Genomic DNA, 16,843 nt, shown 5'->3' on the forward strand with positions numbered 1-16,843 from the left:
GTCAACCTGGCGCCGACGGCATCAATACCGAGCCAAAATCAGCCACTACCAGCACCAACATCCATAACCATCACGATCTACGGCTGGAGTACTAGTCGTGGCCAGGCCGTGGGATGTTGATGGCGAGTTGCGGGCGTTGATCGAGCCGGTGCTGCCGCCGTGGCCGGAGAAGGCGCCGGGGCCGAGGCCGATCCCGGACCGTTCCTGCCTGCAGGGCATCCTGTTCGTGTTGCACACCGGGATCGGTTGGGAAGACCTGCCGCAGGAACTCGGTTTCGGCTCCGGGATGACCTGTTGGCGGCGCCTCGAGCGCTGGACCGAGGCAGGAGTCTTCGACCAGGTGCACCAGATATTGCTCGTCAAGCTGAACGCGGCGAACCGGATCGACTGGTCGAGAGCGGCGATGGACGGTAGTCACATCGACGCGAAAAAGGGGCGCCGGAACCGGTCCGTCGCCGGTCAACCGTGGGAAGCCCGGCTCAAGCACCACCTGATCTGCGACGGCAACGGCACTCCGATCTACGTGCTGACCAGCGGCGCGAACGTCCCTGACATCAGCCGCGCTCTCGACCTGCTCGACTGCTACCCGCCGATCGCCGGCCGCCCCGGCCGGCCCGGCGCCGTTTCGATGTCCTGCTGGCCGACAAGGGCTACAGCAGCGAAGCCTTCCGCCAAGCCTGCCGCGAGCGTGGCACCGAACCGATCATTGCCAAGCCGAAGACGCCCAACATCAAAGGCCTGGGCAAGCTGCGCTACGTCGTCGAGCAGACCTTCGCCCTGCTGCACCAGTTTCGTCGGATCGCCATTCGCTGGGAACGTCGGCTCGACATCCACGACAGTCTCGTCAGCCTCGCCTGCGCCATGATCTGCTGGCGCCGCTTGATCAAATGAGCCGGTGGAGATCGCGTTAGGAGCTCTTACGCGGTGGCTCCACGGCCGATGCAACGCGGCATCTGAAGTCGCCGACCGGAGCCCGGTCTGACTCCGTGATTTTCGCTGCGCCGTTCGTCGTAGAGGCGGCTCGGCGGTCGCCAACGCAGTCATTTGCCGCGATCCGGGCGACGCATCCCGGCGCGGGGTCTGCGTGTCCTCGCCTCTGGGTAGTCTCGTTGTCGTGTCGGACAGGGCGGAGCGGCGCGCGGCTCGTTCGGTCGTCGCCGAGTATCACGAGGCCGAACTGGAGCACTTGTCGCTCGGGCGGGTGAGGCTGTCGATCGGTACCGTGCCGGTGAGCTTGACTCCTTCGAGGTCGATCGATTTTTGTTTCAGTATTCGAGGGCGGCCAAGGAGCTGTGGAAGTTCTGCAATCTCGGTCCTGCGGAGATGGTCGCGGTGATGATCAAGGAGCGGGCGCCGCATGATTGGTGGGAGCGTGGCGCTCCCCGAGCGCGGCTTTGACTCGCGGCTGCGTAACGCAACGCGCACATCTGCCGCCGTCCGTGTACGGCGAACCCGCCGCGACCGGTCACGCGGTGTGCGCGACAGCCTGAAGCGCGGGGTGCGGGCTCATACCGATGAGCGTGACCTCGATGATGGATGGCTGTTGTGCCTCAGCCTACCGGCGGCGTGGGTGGCCACGAGGGCGTGTCGGGCGGCGGCTCGACCGGCGGTGCCGTCAGCCATGCGGGCGCCTCCTCCCAGACCGGCGCCGTCTGCCATGCCGGTGCGGGCGCCTCGATCGCTGCGGGCTTGTCCTGACTGCGACCGACTATCCGCTGGCCGAACGCCGCGCCGCGGGTCAGCATCGGCGCGGTGGCGTTCCTGAGGTGGCGGCCGTAGCCGGCGGCGGACGCTCGCACATCCTGCGTCAGCGATGCCGCGCGGTCGTCCTCGCGTAAAGGGTAGTTTCCGGTGAGCGCCGCCGCGTATTGCTCTCCGCGCGCCCACCCGTCGAGCTCCGCAACCCGCACCACAACAAGCGGGTGGGTTGCTTCGCGGGCCAGCATCACCCGCGCCACGGTGTCGCGCACGTCGCCGACCCGTGCGTATTCCGCCGCCTGCAACATGAACTCGGCAACATCCATCTCGTGCAGGTGGGAGCCGCCGGCGAGCTTCATGAGGGCTCGCAGCGCAGCCTCGCGGTCCTGTCCGACGAGCAGGCCCGCGCGGTCGCTGGACAGCTCCGACTTGCGCGACCATTCGCCCAGAGCGGCCAGAAGCATCTGCACGCCGATCCCGCCGAGCGGCACGGACGCTGCCATCGCGCCAAGCACAACGAGGTGACGGGCGATGGTGTGGTAGGTGCAATGGCCGCTCATCGCGTGGCCGACCTCGTGGCCGACAACAAACCGCAGCTCTTCGGGATCCAGGAGGTCGACGAGCGCCGTATGCAGCACGACAAACGGCTCAGCCATGCCCATCGTGTAGGCGTTGAGCTCGGGGGACTGCTTGATGTACAACTCCGGCACTCGAGGCAGGTCAAGCACTCCGGCGGCGTCACGAACCATCGCGTGTAGCCGCCCGAACTGTCGATCGCTGGTGCGCACGGCCGCCCCGAGGTGCTCCATCCGAATGATTCGCTCGGGGAACAGGTTCTGGAATCTCTTAACGGCTGTGTCGAGGCCGCGCAGTTTCCGCAGCGCGCCCAAGGCTGCGGCGTCGGCTGGATGTTCGTATGCCCGTGACGAGATCTCACCGAATCGGACCCGATCACCGCTTGTAGCTGACCACTCACCCATGCGCGTAAACGCTAGTGTTCTTCCCGTCTGTCTGGATCGGCCGATCGATCACGGCCCGCGATCTGATCGGCGCCCGGTTCCGGCATCACCGAAGTGCCCATTCGCCCGATTGTGTGCTCAACGAGCACTGGGCGGTCTCGCCGCGAGTGCTCATTGTCCGTAGACAACGAACATCGGATCTGGCGGGCCCCGCGGCCAGGAGGACGCCAGCTTCTGTTCCCATGCGCCCATTGTCGGATTGACACGTGCCTCTGCCGCGGACAAGGTGCATCTCGCCTCTCGCAATCGTCACCTTGCGTAAGCGGCAACTCAGCGACATCTGGTGCCGGGGAACTCACGAACAAAGCCGTCTGGGCGTTGTCGCGGTGTTGGAAGAAGGCGTGCGCTTTGCGGGTCCGGTCGGCCATGGTCCCGGGAGCGGTGTTGGGGATGTGAGGTTTTATGGCCGCCCAGATCCGTCGCCTCGGATCAGCTGGAGGCGCGGGTTCTCCTGGAGCCATTGCTGGGTGATCCCCGGGCCAGGACGACCGATCCGGCTGGTAGGGCGGCGATCTGGTCGGGATCGCTTTTGGCGGTCGGACAGGGCCGGGCCCAGCGGGCTTGTTCGCGTAGGCGGCGACGCATCGTGGACAAGCTGATCGCGGGGCGGCCGAGGGCGGGGTGCGGGCCGGCGAGCCGTTCTCGCGCCCGCGATCCTGCGACGGGCCGACGGACGGGAGCGAGACGTCGCCATCCTGGTCGCGGAGGGCGCCGAGTCGACGGTCAAGGCCGCCACGGGCCGTCCCGGGGCGGCGAACCGCGTTCAGACCGTGATCATGGCACGGCACGCAGGTCGGACGCGCTGAAGCGGAGCTCGTCGTAACCGCCCGGCCGGGCCAGCTCGACCGCGAGGTCGCAGAGGCGGTCGTCCAGCGCCTGACGGTCGTCCGAGGTGCCGAGGAGCAGGATCGCCCAGGTCGCCATGTCGAGCCGGAGCCGGCCCGACGCGTACGTCATGGCGCCGTCGCAGATCACCCGTAGCGCGACCACCGTGCCCGGCTCGATGAAATCGAGCCCGCCGATCGCCGGCGAGGCCGGTCCGGGCGCGAGGCCCAGTAAGACCGGCCGGTCGTGCTCGATGTCGAACCTCACGATCAGCGTCCCCGAGGACGGGCAGATCCAGGCATCCATCATGGTGGCTCTCCGAAAAGCGTCTTGGCATGTTCGCTCACGTCGAGGTCCGTTGCCACGGAGCGGACCACGCCGGCGCCGTACGCGTGTGTCGTCACGGCCGGTTCACCGTCGGTGGCTGAGAGCAGCATGGACCAGAAGTCGCCCCGTGTCCCGGTCAGGTCGTCCAGGGATCCGGGTGTGGTCCGCAGGCACTCGTCGACCAGCCCCGAACCGGCACCGATGACCAGCGTGCCCCCGGCCGCGACGAAGGCCCGCAGCGCGGCGTGGGTCTCCGCCGACATCAGATAGAGAGCGGGCACGACCACGAGCGAATATCCGTCGAGCGACGCCGTCACGGGCACCACGTCGACCGGGCGGTACAGGCAACTGTGCCACCGCTGGGTCACGGCGCGATAGTCCAGCCGGGCCGGGAGGTGCGGCGACTGCCACGCCCACAGGCATTCCTCGTCGTAGATCAGCGCGGTCGACGCGGTGACGGTCGCCGGGGAACGCGTCGCGAGCGACCGGCCGAGCGGTGCGAGTTCGTCCAGCAACGGAACCATCGCCGGGTGCCACTGCTCGGCCCCGCTGCGCCCGGCCCGCCACTGGAAATACATGACTCCGGTGGCACCGCGGGAGAGATAGGCCTCTGCGATCGCAGCCGACGTGCCGGGCCGGAGAGCGCGGGCCCGCACTGCGCCCGGTTCGTGCTCCATCACCAGCCATCGCCCGTCGGCGTGCCCGGCCGCCCGGGCCCACCCGCGGGCCATGTCGGCCGTGAAAGCGCGCGACGCCATATGGTCGTCGATCGATGCGGGGTAATCGTCGACCGCCACCAGGTCGACCGATCGTGCCCATCGCGCGTGGTCGACCGGTACCCATTCGCCGAGCACGAAGTTGGTCGTGACCAGACCGGGCAGCACCGACCGTTGGGCCAGATAGTGTTCGAGCAGCGCGTCCGAGAAGAACCGCCGATAGTCCAGTTCGTGGGCCGGGTTCGACAGATACTGCGTGGCGCGCGGCGGCAGCACCTCCTCGAACGACCCGTAGCGCTGCGACCAGAAGGACGTGCCCCATGCGTCGTTGAGCGCGGCCGGATCGCCGTACCGGAAGCGCAGCCAGATCCGGAAGCCGGCGGCGCACCGATCGCAGAAGCAGGTCGTGCCGTACTCGTTGTGGACGTGCCAGAGCTTTATCGCCGGGTTTCCGGCGTAGCGGGTGGCCAGCTCGCGGGCGATTCGCACGCTCGCCTGCCGGTACGCGGGTGAGCTCACGCAGTATGTGTCCCGGGATCCGTGGGTGAGCCGCACCCCGTCCCGGTTGACAGGCATCGCGTCCGGATGTGATCGCGTGAACCAGGGCGGCGGCGACGCGGTCGGCGTGGCCAGGCAGACGCCGATCCCCGCCTCCCTGAGCAGCGCGAGCACCCGGTCGAGCCACTCGAACTCGAACGAGGAGGCGGACGGCTGCAGCCGCGACCAGCTGAAGACCCCGACCGTCACCAGGTTGACCCCGGCCGACTTCATCAACGAGATGTCCGACGGCCAGACCGATTCGGGCCACTGGTCGGGGTTGTAGTCGCCGCCGAAGAAGATCATCCCTTGATCGCTCCGAGGAGCATGCCCTTGGCGAAATGCCGCTGCACGAACGGATAGACGAGCAGGATCGGGATCAGCGTCAGCGTCACGACCGCCATCTGGATGGCGAGCGGGGTGATCTGCTGGTTGCCGTAGTACTGGCCGGTGTTCGTGATTCCGGTTCCGGGCATGGCGCCGCCCTGCAGGGTGAACGTGTAGATCACCATCTGCAGCGGCCATTTGCCGGTGTCCGGCAGGTAGAGCAACGCATTGAAGAACGTGTTCCAGTAACCGACCGCGTAGAACAGCGCGATCACCGCGGTCACCGCCCGCGAGGTCGGCAGGACGACCGACCACAAAGTACGCCACTCCGAGGCGCCGTCGATGGCCGCCGCGTCGATGAGTTCCTGGGCGGTTCCGGCGAAGAAGCCGCGCATCACCAGGATGTTGAAGACCGAAACCGCACCGGGCAGGATCATCGACCAGTAGTTGTCGAAACCGCCGAGCGCGGTGACCACGAGAAAGGTCGGGATCAATCCGCCGCTGAAGAACATCGTGACGATCAGCAGCATCAGGATCGGCCTATGGGCGTACGAACCGGGGCGCGAGAGGCCGTAGGCCGCGAGTGTCGTGACGACGAGCGAGACCGCCGTGCCGACGATCGTGACCCCGAGGCTGACCAGCAGCGAATGCATGATCAGGGTGTTGGTGAAGATCTGCTCGTAGGCCGCGGTGGTCAGGCCGTGCGGCACGAGCACGAGGCCGCCCGCGTCGTTGACCGAGCCCTGGGTCGAGAAGCTGGTGATGGCGACCATCCACAGCGGCACGATCACCACCGCGACCGTGATGAGCAGGATCGCGCTCTTGCCGGCCTGGCCCGCTCTGCCCGGCGGCTCTTCCCAAGCAGCAGCAGTCATTTTCGGTAGAGTCCGTCCTCGCCCACCAGATGAGCGACCTTGTTGGCGGCCAGGATCAGCACCAGCGACAGCACGCCCTTGAACAGCGAGGCGGCGGCGCCCAGGGCGAAGTTCGCGTTGACGACGCCGTAGTAGTAGGCGTACGTATCAAGCACCTCGGCGGCGTCGCGGCCGACCGCGTCCCGCTGGATCAGCATCTGCTCGAAGCCGACCGTGAGGGTGTTGCCGAGCCGGAGCACGAGCAGCAGCACGACGATGCCGCGGATGCCGGGCAGCGTGACGTGCCAGAGGCGGCGCCAGCGGCCGGCCCCGTCGACCGCCGACGCCTCGTAGAGGTTCTGATCGATCGCGGCCAGCGCGGCCAGGAAGACGATGATGCCCCAGCCCGCCTCCTTCCAGACCACCTGCGCGGTGACCAGGAACTTGAAGGTGCCCGGATCGGTCATGATGTCCCAGGTGCCCATCCCGTGCCGCCGCAGGAACGTGTTCAGCGCCCCGGCCCCGCCGAGCATCTCCTGGAAGACGGTCACGGCGAGCACCCACGAGAAGAAATGCGGCAGATAGACCACCGACTGGACGATCGTCCGGACCCGGGTGCTCATGATCGAGTTGAGCAGTAGGGCCAGGCCGATCGGCACCGGGAAGAACAGCACCAGCTGAACGAGGCTGAGCACGAGCGTGTTGCGGAACGCCGACCAGAACAGCGGATCGGCGAACAGCGACCGGAACGTCTCCAGGCCGACCCACGGGCTGTGCAGGAAGCCCGCGTAGATGCTGTAGGACTGGAAGGCGGTCGCGGTGCCGAACATCGGCGCGTAGTTGAAGACGAGCAGCAGCACCACGGCCGGCACCGTCATCAGGAGAAGGGCGCGGTCGCGGCGGAAGCGGCGCTTCGGTTCAGCTTTCGCTTCGGAAGTCGTCGGAACCGGCGCCTCTCGAAGAGCGGTCACTGCCCGGTGCCGTACTTGTTGCGGATGTCCTCGTAGAAGGCGCGCAACTGGTCCCCGCCCTGGGCCTTCCACGTCTTCAGCGCGTCCTGGAACGCGGAGATCGGCTTGCGGCCGTAGCGGACGTCCTTCGACACGTCGACCATCGGCTGGTTGAGCTTCGCGAACTGGGCCGGCTCGGTGATGTTCATGCCGTAGAAGACCGGCTTCACGGCGTACTTCACCATCTCGCCCTCCCAGGCCGCGTAGTCCTTCGCCACCTGGGTCTGGCCACCGATGACCGTGGTCGGGGTCAGCGGCGTGACCAGGAACTGATAGGTCGTGGCCGCCTCCTTGCTGCCCCTCTCGGTCAGCTGGGGGTTGCCGTCCTTGATCGTGTAGTCGACGCCCTGCTTGCCGAAGTTCACGGTCAGGTATTCGGTCGACCCGAACGGCGCCGCCAGGTAGTTGGCGATCGCCAGGCATTCCTTGATCTGGTCGGCGCTCAGCTTGCCGTTGAGGAAGGAGTACATGTTGGCGCTCGGCGTCATGTCGATCTGCGGCTTGCCGTCGACCGACATCGGCTTCAACGCCTGCCGGTCGTACGAGGGGTTGGCCGCCTTGCCCGACTGCGCGTCGTCGCCTTTCCACGCGCCCGTGCCGTCGGCGGTGATCAGCTCCTTGCCGCTCCAGAAGCGCTGCTTGCCCTGATCGCTCTTGCCGGCGAGCGCGTCGGGATGCACGTAACCGGCCTTGGCCTGCTTCTGGAACCAGCTCAGTGCGTCGAGGTACTGCGGCATCTCGTACCGGTGGATGAGCTTGCCCGCGGCGTCGAGGGCCCACTTGTTGGGCTCACCGGGGAACTTGAAGATCTGGCCGAGGTAGTCGAAGAGGTCGCCGAACGCCCAGCGGCCGGCCTTGGGGTCGGTGATCTGCTTGGCGACCGCCTCGAGGTCGGCCGGCGTCCGGATCGAGTCGGCGCTGACGCCCAGCCGGTCGAAGACGTCCTTGCGGTAGTAGAACGCGCCGCCCGGGTTGGCCCCGCTGTAGTAGCTCGGCAGGCCGTAGAGCTTGCCGTTCCAGATGCAGCACTGCCAGGCGCTGCTGGGGATGGCGGCGAGGTTGGGGTACGCCTTGACGGCGTCGCCCGAGAGGTACGGCCCGAGGTCGGCGAACTTGGTGACCGCGCCCGAGAAGCCCAGGTTGGTCATGTTCCAGCTCGGGATCATCAGCCAGTCCGGCAGCTTGTCGCCCGCGAACAGCGTCGGCAGGACCTTGTCGTAGTTGACGCCGTCGGCCGGTTGCATCTTGACCGTCGCGCCGAGCGCCCCGTTGACCGCGTCGTAGTAGCTGTTCCCGGTCGACGACGGAATCGCCCCCCAGAGGGGGGTTTTCGCGGTGTAGGTGCCACCCTTGCCCGGCGTTGCGGTCACGGTCGTGACCGGGCTCGACGGGTACGCGAGGAAGGCCGGCTCGGAGAAGAAGCCGTTCGCACCCTGGACGCTGGGGATGTCGGGCCGGACGGCGGCCGACGGGACGTACGCGGGCAGGACCTTCTGCAGCTGGCTCTGACCGGTGGTGCCCGGCCCGCCGCCGCTCTTGGCGTCACCGCACGCGGCCAGCAGCCCGCCGCTCGTCGCCGCGACGGCGCCGAGGCCGGTCAGTTCGAGGAATCGCCGTCTATCCATGCCTAACTCCATTGACGAATGTTAGTTGGGTCGATAAACAAACAAAGTAACGGCGGGCACTCCGGTCCACAAGCCCCCGGCATGCGGCATCATTAAGGCTCTTTTAACCGGTCGGGAGTTCACGGGTGATCACCAAGCACAGCGGGCCGCAACCGGCGGACTTCGCCGACGTCCGCGCGACGAACCTCGCGGTCGTGCTGCGGCACCTGCGGCTCAACGCACCCTGCTCCCGGGCCGACATCGCGGCCGGCACCGGGCTCAACAAAGCCACCGTCTCCAGCCTCGTCACCGACCTCATCGAACGCCGCCTGGTGCGCGAGGTCGGCATGACCGAGAACCGCATCGGCCGCCCGGCGACGATGCTCGTGCTCGACGGCTCGCCGTACGCGGCGATCGGCCTCGAGGTCAACGCCGACTACCTGACCGCGGTCGCCCTCGACCTGGCCGGCGAACGCCTGCTGTCCTGGCGCCGCTCGTTCACCGGCACGACGTCGAGCCCCGGCCAGGCCATCGCGTCGCTGGCCGCCCTGGCCAAACGGGCGGTCGGCAAGATGGCCCGCGAGCAACGCCGCGTCCTCGGCCTGACCGTCGGCGTCCCCGGCCTGGTCGACCCGGACGGCGTGGTCTCGCTGGCGCCGAACATCGGGTGGGAAGGGGTCGACCTGCGCAAGTCGCTGCTGAGCGCGCTCAACGACCCGGCCTATCCCCTGCTGGTCGACAACGACGCCAACCTGGCCGTGATGGCCGAGCAGCGCTTCGGCGGTCACGGCGTGGCCAACCTGGTGGCGCTGACCGGCGGCGCCGGCATCGGGGCCGGCATCGTCGCCGACAATCGGCTGCTGCGCGGCGCCCGCGGCTTCGCGGGCGAGTTCGGCCACCTGCCGCTGGTCGCCGACGGTCCCGCGTGCGCGTGCGGCCGGCGCGGCTGCCTCGAGGCGCTGGCCGGACTCGGCGCGATCATCAAACAGGCCCTGCCCGACGCCGAGGGCACCGAGTTCGGCCCGCACGTCGACGAGATCCACCGCCTGGCCAAGGCCGCCGATCAGCGGGTCCTGCAGGCGCTCTCGGTCACCGGGCAGCACCTGGGCCACGCCATCTCGCTGGTCGCCAACCTGCTCAACCCGTCGGTGGTGACACTCGGCGGCTACTTCACCGTCCTGGCACCGTGGCTGATCCCGGACGCCTCACGCGAACTGGTGGCCCGCTCGGTGGCGGCCGACGCCGGCGGCACCCGCATCGTGGCCTCGGCCCTCGACGTCAGCGCGGCCGCCGCGGGCGGCGCCTCCCGCGTCCTCGACGCGATCGACGAGGGCGTCCTGCCGACCCCCTGACCTGATCAGAAGCCGAGCCCGTCCAGGAACCGGATAACCGCGCCGGCCCGGCCGCCGCCACCCGCTTCCTCGAGCTTCCCGTCCGCGACAAGGGCGATCACCTCGTCGACCTTGGCCACGACGTCGGCCCGGTCGAGGTCCACGGCGGCCCGCCTGAGCTGCGCCGCGAGACGCAACAGCGCGGATGTCTCGTCATCCATGCGGCTACCGTAGATGCTTCACGGCCCCCAGTAGGTGCTCGACGGGCCGTAGCCCCGATCGGGCCGCCGGGCGCGCATCTCCTCGAGTTCTCCCGGACGGAACACGTACGTCTCGAGCACCACCCCGGTCAGCCTCTGCCACGTCTGCACCTCGGTCTGGCCCTGGTTCCACTCCGCCAGCGCCTTGCGGGTCTTTTCTCTCCAGGCGATCCACACGTACGGGTCGCGGGCGCGTTCCTCCTCGACGGCTCGCTGCATCTGCCGAGCGGTCATGTTCCGCCGCGCGTCACCGTGCTCCTCGCCGGGAAGACGTTCCACGGCCGAGATCCAGATCAGCATCTGACGGTGGTGGTCCTCCTTGGTGAGCCGGTACGCCCAACCAGCGCCACCGACGGCATCCTGCACCGCCGCCAACCGCTCGGCGCGCAGCCGCGCCTCCCGTTCGCGCCGCGCTTCCTCCTCTTCCCGATCGCGCGCCTCGACGTAGTCGGTGAGGTCGCCGGCCGCGTCCCGATAGGCGCGATAGGCCCGGCGGGCCTCGTCCTCCAGAGCTGATCTCTGGTCCTCGTAGGCCCGGCGCAGCCGACTCCGCCGAAGCCGCCACCAGAGCCGTTTCCCGAGCGTCCGTGGTGGTTGGTACCGCCGCCGCACCTCGGCCGCACGCTCCTGCACCGACCCGATGGCGGCGATCACCGTCTCGCTCGCCGCCCGCCACCGCGCCGCGTCGTCCTCCGGCGCCACGACCGGGCCCCACACGCGACCGGACTCGCGACTCGTTACGCACAGGAGATCGCGGACGTCGCGGGTCTCGCGGTCGCGCAGGTCCAGCTCGTCGGAGATCGCGATCGCCAACCGCCGGTACCACACATCGGCTTCCATCCATCCAGTCTCACACCGCCCGGAACCCTTCACGGCCCCACAGGTCGTACGGGAAACGGCCCGGACGGAAGCCGTGTGCCTCGGCCATCGCCGCGGCCTCGGCGAAGCCGTGTGCGAGGTCTTCGGGCCGGTGGGCGTCGCTGCCGAAGGTGACCGCGTCACCGCCCTCCTCGTGCCACCAGCGGAGGATCGTGGCGTCCAGCGGCAACCGCGTGTTGATCTCGAGCGCCCGGCCCGACGAAGCGGTCCGGCGCAGCGCGTAGCGGAACTCCTCCTCGAAGTCGGCGGGCTCGAAGGGGCCATGCGGCCAGGAGCGGACCGGATAGTCGATGTGGGCGAGCACCGAGAACATGCCGCTCGTCGACATCATCTCGGCCACGCCGGCCAGATATTCGCGGACCACTCCGGCGGCGTCCCGGTGCGGGTAGAGGCCCCACGGCTCGGCGAATGCGCCCCGGTCCGGCAGGGTGTGCAGGGAGCCGAGCACCCGGTCGAACTCGCCGGCCGCCAGCACCCGCTCGCACTGTGACCGGTGTCGATGCGGCTCGCCCATTTCCACGCCGCTCAGGATGCGCAAACCGGGGAAGCGGGCCCGGCAGCGCTCGATCGCCGCAAAATAGCCGACCGCGTCGAAGGCCGGCGGCACCAGAATCCCGTCCGGGCCGGCCAGCGCCGTGAGGTGGTCGGAGGCGTAGGGGCCTGCGAGCTCGATGCGGAGTGCCGCGTGGTCGAGGTGCTCGGTGAAGGCCACCGCCGGCAGCCCGAGGGAAACGGCCCGCGCGCATGTCCGTTCCATGTCACCGACCGGTGTGTCCCAGGACCATTCGCTATGGACGTGGCTGTCGGAAGGCAGGCGATGCATGGGCACGCCCTCGACCCTAAGACCTTGACTCCCCTCGATGCGCTGAGGTAGACACGTCGTCAATCGCCAATCGAAGCGCTTCGATCAGCCTGGCCGAATCTCCACCGATGACGCCCGGCTATGACGGGACGGTCGTTGAAGCGCTTCGACAACCGCCCCGACGGAAGTGACCGCTGTGAACGACATGAGATTCCGCGATCCCGGCGTGCCAGTCACCGAGCGCGTCGCGGACCTGCTGGGCCGCCTCACCCTCCCCGAGAAGATCGCGATGCTGCATCAGCACCAGCCCGCGATCGACCGCCTCGGCATCGCCGCCTTCACCACCGGCACCGAGGCTCTGCACGGGCTCGCATGGCTCGGCGAGGCCACCGTCTTCCCGCAGGCCATCGGCCTCGCCACGACCTGGAACCTCGACCTGATCCGCCGGGTCGGCGCGGCGACCGGCGACGAGGTGCGCGGCCTGCACCAGAAGGACCCGTCGCGCTGCGGTCTCAACGTCTGGGCCCCGGTGGTCAACCTGCTGCGCGACCCCCGCTGGGGCCGCAACGAGGAGGGGTACGCCGAGGACCCGCTGCTGACCGGCCGGGCCGCAAGCGCGTACGCGAAGGGCCTGGCCGGCGACCACGAGCGGGTGCTGCGAACCGCGCCGACGCTCAAGCATTTCCTCGGCTACAACAACGAGACCGACCGATGCACCACGTCGAGCAATCTCGGCCCGCGGGTGCTGCACGAGTACGAGCTGCCCGCGTTCCGGACCCCGATCGAGAACGGCGCCGCGGTCGCGGTCATGGCGTCCTACAACCTGGTGAACGGACGCCCGGCGCACGTCTCGCCCTACATCGCCGACGAACTGCGGACCCTCGATCCCGACCTGTTCGTGGTGTCCGACGCCTATGCCCCGAGCAATCTCGCCGACCCGATGCAGCAGGCGTATTTCGCCGATCACGCCGAAAGTCACGCCGCCGCCCTGCGGGCCGGCATCGACAGTTTCACCGACCTCGACGACCGATCCGAGGTGACGATCGAGCGCATCACCGAGGCCCTGCGACGCGGCCTCATCGATGAGGAGGACGTCGACAGCGCCATTCGGCGCGCGATTGGCGTACGCGTGCGGCTCGGCGAATTCGACCCGTCCAGTCCGTACGACCACGTCACCAGCGACGTCATCAATTCCCCCGGGCACCAGGAACTGGCCCGCGAGGCCGCGCGCGAATCGGTCGTGCTGCTCAAGTCGGAATGCTGCCTGCTCCCGCTCGACCCGCAGCGGCAGCACACGATCGCGGTGGTCGGCACGCACGCGGACACCAACTTCACCGACTGGTACAGCGGCTCCCTCCCCTACGCGGTAACCATGCGCGAGGGAATCGCCGAGGTCTTCGGCCGTGACCGGGTCGTGCACGCCGAAGGCGTGGACCGGATCGCGCTGCGGCTCGGCGACCGCTACCTGGCCGCCGACGCCGACGGCCTGCACCTGACCGGCGAGCGCGCCGGCTTCGACGTCTTCGACTGGGGAAACGGCGTCGTGACGCTGCGCTCGACGGTGAACGGAATGTTCCTGTGCTCGTCCGAGGGCGCGGTGACCGCGACGTCCACCGGGCCGTCACAGTGGGTCGTTTCCGAGATGTTCGAGCTGACCGAGCGTCCGGACGGCACGGTCGCGCTGCGCACGCACAGCTCCCCCGGCAACCCCGACCTCGGCGCGGTGACCGCACAACTGGATCTCGGTCCGCGCGCGGCCCGCTTCACCGTGGAGACGCTGGTCGACGGGGCAGCCGACGCCGCCGACCTGGCCGCCTCGGCCGACGCGGTGATCGTGGTGACCGGCAACCACCCGCTGATCAACGGGCGCGAGACCGAGGACCGGTCCGATCTCAAGCTGCCGGCGGCCACCGAACGCCTGATCCGGGAGGTCTACGCGGCCAACCGCAACGTCGCGCTGGTGCTGGTCAGCAGCTATCCCTACGCGGTCGGGTGGGCCGACGAACACCTCCCGGCGGTCCTCTGGACGTCGCACGCCGGCCAGGAACTCGGGCACGCGCTGACCGACGTGCTGACCGGCGCGGCCGACCCCGGCGGGCGGCTGACCCAGACCTGGTACCGCAGCGCCACCGAACTGCCCGACCTGCTCGACTACGACATCATCACCAACGACGCGACCTACCTGTACTACCGCGGCACGCCGCTCTACCCGTTCGGGCACGGGCTGTCGTACACGAGCTTCGACTACTCCACGCTCGACATCTCCCACCCGTCCGCCGCACCGGGCGACACGGTCACCGTCACCGTCTGGGTCACCAACACCGGCCGGCGCACGGGCAGTGAGGTCGTCCAGCTGTACACCCACCAGCAGCTGTCCCGGGTCAAGCAGCCGCTGCGGCAGCTGCGCGGCTTCGAGAAGGTGACGCTGCGCGCCGGCGAGGCGCGCCTGGTCACCTTCGAGCTGGCGGTCGACGACCTGCGCTTCTGGGACATCACCTCGGACCGGTTCGTCATCGAGACCGCCCGCCACAAGATCATGATCGGCCGCTCGTCGAGCGACATCCGCCTCACCGGCACGCTGCCCGTCCGCGGCACCCGGATCGGCCCGCGGCGGGCGCTCGCGCGTCCGATCCCGGCGATCGATCACGACGAATACTCCGGCATCTCGGTGGTTGCGGCACCCGATTCCGTACGCGGGGAAGCCGTGCGCGCCGCGGAGGACGGGGCGTGGTGCTGCCTGTCCGGCATCGACCTGACCGGGGTGCGTTCGGTGGACGTGGACGGCGACGGCCCGCCGGTCACGCTGCGGCTCGACGACCCGTATGCCGGGCCGTCGCTCGACGCCGCGGAGGCCGGCGGCGTCCACGACGTCTATCTGGTCATGGACGCCGGTTCCCGGGTCACCTCGCTGACCTTCCGGTCGTAACCGTTTGAATTAGTTTGTCGTACCGACTAACATAAGCGGCGCGCTCCCCCGAGAAGGAGGTCAATATGGTCCGCCCGCTCCGGCTCGTCGTGGCACTTCTCCTGGCGGTTCCCGCCGTCTTCATCGCCGGGCCCGCCCAGGCCGCCACCTGGGGATCGTCCGACCCGTGGGCTACCTGGTCCAACGGCGGCTACACGCTCTACAACGACGTCTGGGGTTCCGGCGCCGGGCCGCAGTCGATCTGGGCCAACTCGTACAGCAACTGGGGTGTCTCGGCCAACCACCCGAACACCGGCGGCGTGAAGTCGTACCCGAACGCCACGCGCTACATCGGCAAGAAGGTCAGCGCGCTCGGCACCACCACGAGCAGCTTCAACGTGACGGTACCGACGAGCGGGGTGGCGTTCGAGACCGCGTACGACATCTGGTCGTCCGACAACGCGTACGAGATCATGCTCTGGATGAACAGGTACGGCGCGGTCGGCCCGATCGGCAGCCAGCAGACCTCGGCCTCGGTCGGCGGCCACCCGTGGGCGATCTACCGCGGCTCCAACGGATCGAACCAGGTCTTCTCGTTCGTCCGCACCGGCAACACCGCCTCGGGCACGGTCGACATCCGCGCGATCGTCCAATGGCTGCGCTCGAAGGGCTGGTTCGGCGACGTCACGATCGGCAACGTCCAATTCGGTTACGAGATCACCTCGTCCTCCGGCGGCAAGGACTTCGTAACCAACTCATTCTCGGTCACGGGCTGACCGACCGGCCCCCGCGGCCACACCCGGGAGCGCCGGTCGCGGGGGCCGCCCCTATTGCCCTTTTTGCACGGTAAGGCGACAATGTCATCACCCCGGTGTTCGATCCGAACAAGATTGGGGTGAGTCCGGTGAACACCACGACCCGGATGCTCTGGCTGGCGCTCATGCTCCTCTTCGGCCTGGTGATCGGTGTCGCCGCCGGCATCCTCGACTGGGCCGGCGGCACCAATCCGTTCCTGGCCGTCGAGCACGCCGCCGGCAGCTTCGCCGGCGTCCTCGCGCTGCTGCTGGCCATCTACTACTTCGTGACCCGCTGACCCAGCGCGTCCTTGATGTGCGCGTAGACCTCGTCGGGTGGCTGATTGCCGTCGACTGGGACCAGGACGCCCCGCTGCCGGAAGTAGTCGATCAGCGGATAGGTCTCGGCGCAGTAGACGGCGAGCCGGTGCTGGATCACCTCCACCGTGTCGTCGGCCCGGCCCTGCTGCTGCGCCCGATCGAGCATCCGCCGCACGAGCACGTCGTCGGGCACGTCGAGCGACACCACCGCGTCCAGCTTGAGGTGCCGGTCGATGCCGATCTCCCGGTAGGCCCGCTCGGCCTGCTTCAGCGTCCGCGGGAAGCCGTCGGCGATGAACCCGCCGGTCTCCGTCACCGCCTGCTCCATGATCGGGATCAGAAGCTCGAACAGCACGTCGTCGGGCACCAGATCGCCGCGCGCCACATAGCCGGCCAGCTTCCGGCCCAGCGGCGTGTCGTCCGCGATCGCCTTACGCAGCACGTCCCCCGACGAGATGTGCACGATCCCGTACTCCTCGGCGAGCCGCACCCCGTGCGTACCCTTACCACTCCCCGGCGGCCCCAACATGAGCAGTCGCATCCGTACCTCCCGCGTCGCTGTAGATCATCCAACCGTCCGGACGCCGCAAAACTTCCAGCCGCAGGGTATGCGCCGGGGATGAATCTTCGGCCA

15 protein-coding genes and 2 pseudogenes are annotated in these 16,843 nt (G+C 68.6%); 6 read left to right on the plus strand and 11 right to left on the minus strand.

Annotated elements, in window-relative coordinates; translation table 11 throughout:
* Positions 1-148: 148 nt before the first annotated feature.
* Positions 149-538 (plus strand): annotated as a pseudogene (locus tag ACIA5C_RS32125) (transposase); the annotation flags it as partial.
* 98 nt (positions 539-636) lie between these two features.
* Positions 637-891: a transposase gene (locus ACIA5C_RS32130; protein WP_396062273.1), complete on the plus strand. Its 255-nt coding sequence runs from the start codon at positions 637-639 to the stop codon at positions 889-891.
* A gap of 659 nt (positions 892-1,550) precedes the next feature.
* Here ACIA5C_RS32130 and ACIA5C_RS32135 read toward each other — a convergent pair.
* The 7 genes and pseudogenes from ACIA5C_RS32135 to ACIA5C_RS32165 all read right to left on the minus strand — a co-directional run bounded on the left by ACIA5C_RS32135 (position 1,551) and on the right by ACIA5C_RS32165 (position 8,938).
* On the minus strand, positions 1,551-2,678 hold the full coding sequence (locus ACIA5C_RS32135) for a M48 family metallopeptidase (RefSeq protein ID WP_396061601.1): 1,128 nt from the start codon (positions 2,676-2,678) through the stop codon (positions 1,551-1,553).
* A gap of 350 nt (positions 2,679-3,028) precedes the next feature.
* Positions 3,029-3,422: pseudogene (locus ACIA5C_RS32140) on the minus strand (hypothetical protein); the annotation flags it as partial.
* Positions 3,423-3,491: 69 nt separating this feature from the next.
* Complete coding sequence (locus tag ACIA5C_RS32145; protein ID WP_396061604.1) at positions 3,492-3,851, minus strand: hypothetical protein; 360 nt, start codon at positions 3,849-3,851, stop codon at positions 3,492-3,494.
* The gene (locus ACIA5C_RS32150) at positions 3,848-5,428 is read right to left on the minus strand and encodes a beta-galactosidase (RefSeq protein WP_396061607.1); all 1,581 of its coding nucleotides are present in this window, start codon (positions 5,426-5,428) and stop codon (positions 3,848-3,850) included. The genes ACIA5C_RS32145 and ACIA5C_RS32150 overlap by 4 nt, the downstream gene beginning before the upstream one ends.
* Positions 5,425-6,324, minus strand: coding sequence for a carbohydrate ABC transporter permease (locus tag ACIA5C_RS32155; protein WP_396061609.1), 900 nt, complete (start codon positions 6,322-6,324; stop codon positions 5,425-5,427). The genes ACIA5C_RS32150 and ACIA5C_RS32155 overlap by 4 nt, the downstream gene beginning before the upstream one ends.
* Complete coding sequence (locus ACIA5C_RS32160; RefSeq protein WP_396061612.1) at positions 6,321-7,181, minus strand: ABC transporter permease; 861 nt, start codon at positions 7,179-7,181, stop codon at positions 6,321-6,323. Before ACIA5C_RS32160 ends, ACIA5C_RS32155 begins: the two co-directional genes overlap by 4 nt.
* 89 nt (positions 7,182-7,270) lie before the next feature.
* Positions 7,271-8,938 (minus strand): hypothetical protein, encoded by a 1,668-nt coding sequence (locus ACIA5C_RS32165; RefSeq protein ID WP_396061615.1) that lies wholly within the window; start codon positions 8,936-8,938, stop codon positions 7,271-7,273.
* Between the two features lie 125 nt (positions 8,939-9,063).
* Here ACIA5C_RS32165 and ACIA5C_RS32170 point away from each other — a divergent pair, with 125 nt between their 5' ends.
* On the plus strand, positions 9,064-10,269 hold the full coding sequence (locus ACIA5C_RS32170; protein WP_396061618.1) for an ROK family protein: 1,206 nt from the start codon (positions 9,064-9,066) through the stop codon (positions 10,267-10,269).
* A gap of 5 nt (positions 10,270-10,274) precedes the next feature.
* Here the strand turns inward: ACIA5C_RS32170 and ACIA5C_RS32175 are convergent, their stop codons facing one another.
* Genes ACIA5C_RS32175 through ACIA5C_RS32185 form a run of 3 tightly spaced genes read right to left on the minus strand, consistent with a single transcriptional unit; the run spans position 10,275 to position 12,210 of the window.
* The gene (locus tag ACIA5C_RS32175) at positions 10,275-10,469 is read right to left on the minus strand and encodes a hypothetical protein (RefSeq protein ID WP_396061621.1); all 195 of its coding nucleotides are present in this window, start codon (positions 10,467-10,469) and stop codon (positions 10,275-10,277) included.
* 18 nt (positions 10,470-10,487) lie between these two features.
* On the minus strand, positions 10,488-11,348 hold the full coding sequence (locus ACIA5C_RS32180; RefSeq protein WP_396061624.1) for a hypothetical protein: 861 nt from the start codon (positions 11,346-11,348) through the stop codon (positions 10,488-10,490).
* Positions 11,349-11,358: 10 nt separating this feature from the next.
* Positions 11,359-12,210: a PHP domain-containing protein gene (locus tag ACIA5C_RS32185; protein ID WP_396062275.1), complete on the minus strand. Its 852-nt coding sequence runs from the start codon at positions 12,208-12,210 to the stop codon at positions 11,359-11,361.
* Between the two features lie 184 nt (positions 12,211-12,394).
* Here ACIA5C_RS32185 and ACIA5C_RS32190 point away from each other — a divergent pair, with 184 nt between their 5' ends.
* The 3 genes from ACIA5C_RS32190 (at position 12,395) to ACIA5C_RS32200 (ending at position 16,187) form a co-directional block, all read left to right on the plus strand.
* On the plus strand, positions 12,395-15,115 hold the full coding sequence (locus tag ACIA5C_RS32190) for a glycoside hydrolase family 3 C-terminal domain-containing protein (protein WP_396062277.1): 2,721 nt from the start codon (positions 12,395-12,397) through the stop codon (positions 15,113-15,115).
* Between the two features lie 65 nt (positions 15,116-15,180).
* On the plus strand, positions 15,181-15,870 hold the full coding sequence (locus ACIA5C_RS32195) for a hypothetical protein (protein WP_396061627.1): 690 nt from the start codon (positions 15,181-15,183) through the stop codon (positions 15,868-15,870).
* 128 nt (positions 15,871-15,998) lie between these two features.
* Positions 15,999-16,187 carry a hypothetical protein gene (locus ACIA5C_RS32200; protein ID WP_396061630.1) on the plus strand — a complete coding sequence of 63 codons (189 nt, stop codon included), beginning with the start codon at positions 15,999-16,001 and terminating at the stop codon, positions 16,185-16,187.
* Here the strand turns inward: ACIA5C_RS32200 and ACIA5C_RS32205 are convergent.
* Complete coding sequence (locus ACIA5C_RS32205) at positions 16,169-16,750, minus strand: adenylate kinase (protein WP_396061632.1); 582 nt, start codon at positions 16,748-16,750, stop codon at positions 16,169-16,171. The genes ACIA5C_RS32200 and ACIA5C_RS32205 overlap by 19 nt on opposite strands.
* Between the last annotated feature and the right edge of the window lie 93 nt (positions 16,751-16,843).

The sequence above is a fragment of the Actinoplanes sp. NPDC051343 genome (assembly GCF_044455125.1).
In the GTDB taxonomy this organism is placed as follows: domain Bacteria; phylum Actinomycetota; class Actinomycetes; order Mycobacteriales; family Micromonosporaceae; genus Actinoplanes.

Coding starts and splice junctions, on each gene's coding strand:
- ACIA5C_RS32135 (WP_396061601.1), bottom strand. CDS start 2,678: ATGGGTGAGTGGTCAGCTACAAGCGGTGATCGGGTCCGATTCGGTGAG.
- ACIA5C_RS32145 (WP_396061604.1), bottom strand. CDS start 3,851: ATGATGGATGCCTGGATCTGCCCGTCCTCGGGGACGCTGATCGTGAGG.
- ACIA5C_RS32150 (WP_396061607.1), bottom strand. CDS start 5,428: ATGATCTTCTTCGGCGGCGACTACAACCCCGACCAGTGGCCCGAATCG.
- ACIA5C_RS32155 (WP_396061609.1), bottom strand. CDS start 6,324: ATGACTGCTGCTGCTTGGGAAGAGCCGCCGGGCAGAGCGGGCCAGGCC.
- ACIA5C_RS32160 (WP_396061612.1), bottom strand. CDS start 7,181: ATGACGGTGCCGGCCGTGGTGCTGCTGCTCGTCTTCAACTACGCGCCG.
- ACIA5C_RS32165 (WP_396061615.1), bottom strand. CDS start 8,938: ATGGATAGACGGCGATTCCTCGAACTGACCGGCCTCGGCGCCGTCGCG.
- ACIA5C_RS32175 (WP_396061621.1), bottom strand. CDS start 10,469: ATGGATGACGAGACATCCGCGCTGTTGCGTCTCGCGGCGCAGCTCAGG.
- ACIA5C_RS32180 (WP_396061624.1), bottom strand. CDS start 11,348: ATGGAAGCCGATGTGTGGTACCGGCGGTTGGCGATCGCGATCTCCGAC.
- ACIA5C_RS32185 (WP_396062275.1), bottom strand. CDS start 12,210: ATGCATCGCCTGCCTTCCGACAGCCACGTCCATAGCGAATGGTCCTGG.
- ACIA5C_RS32190 (WP_396062277.1), top strand. CDS start 12,395: ATGAGATTCCGCGATCCCGGCGTGCCAGTCACCGAGCGCGTCGCGGAC.
- ACIA5C_RS32195 (WP_396061627.1), top strand. CDS start 15,181: ATGGTCCGCCCGCTCCGGCTCGTCGTGGCACTTCTCCTGGCGGTTCCC.
- ACIA5C_RS32205 (WP_396061632.1), bottom strand. CDS start 16,750: ATGCGACTGCTCATGTTGGGGCCGCCGGGGAGTGGTAAGGGTACGCAC.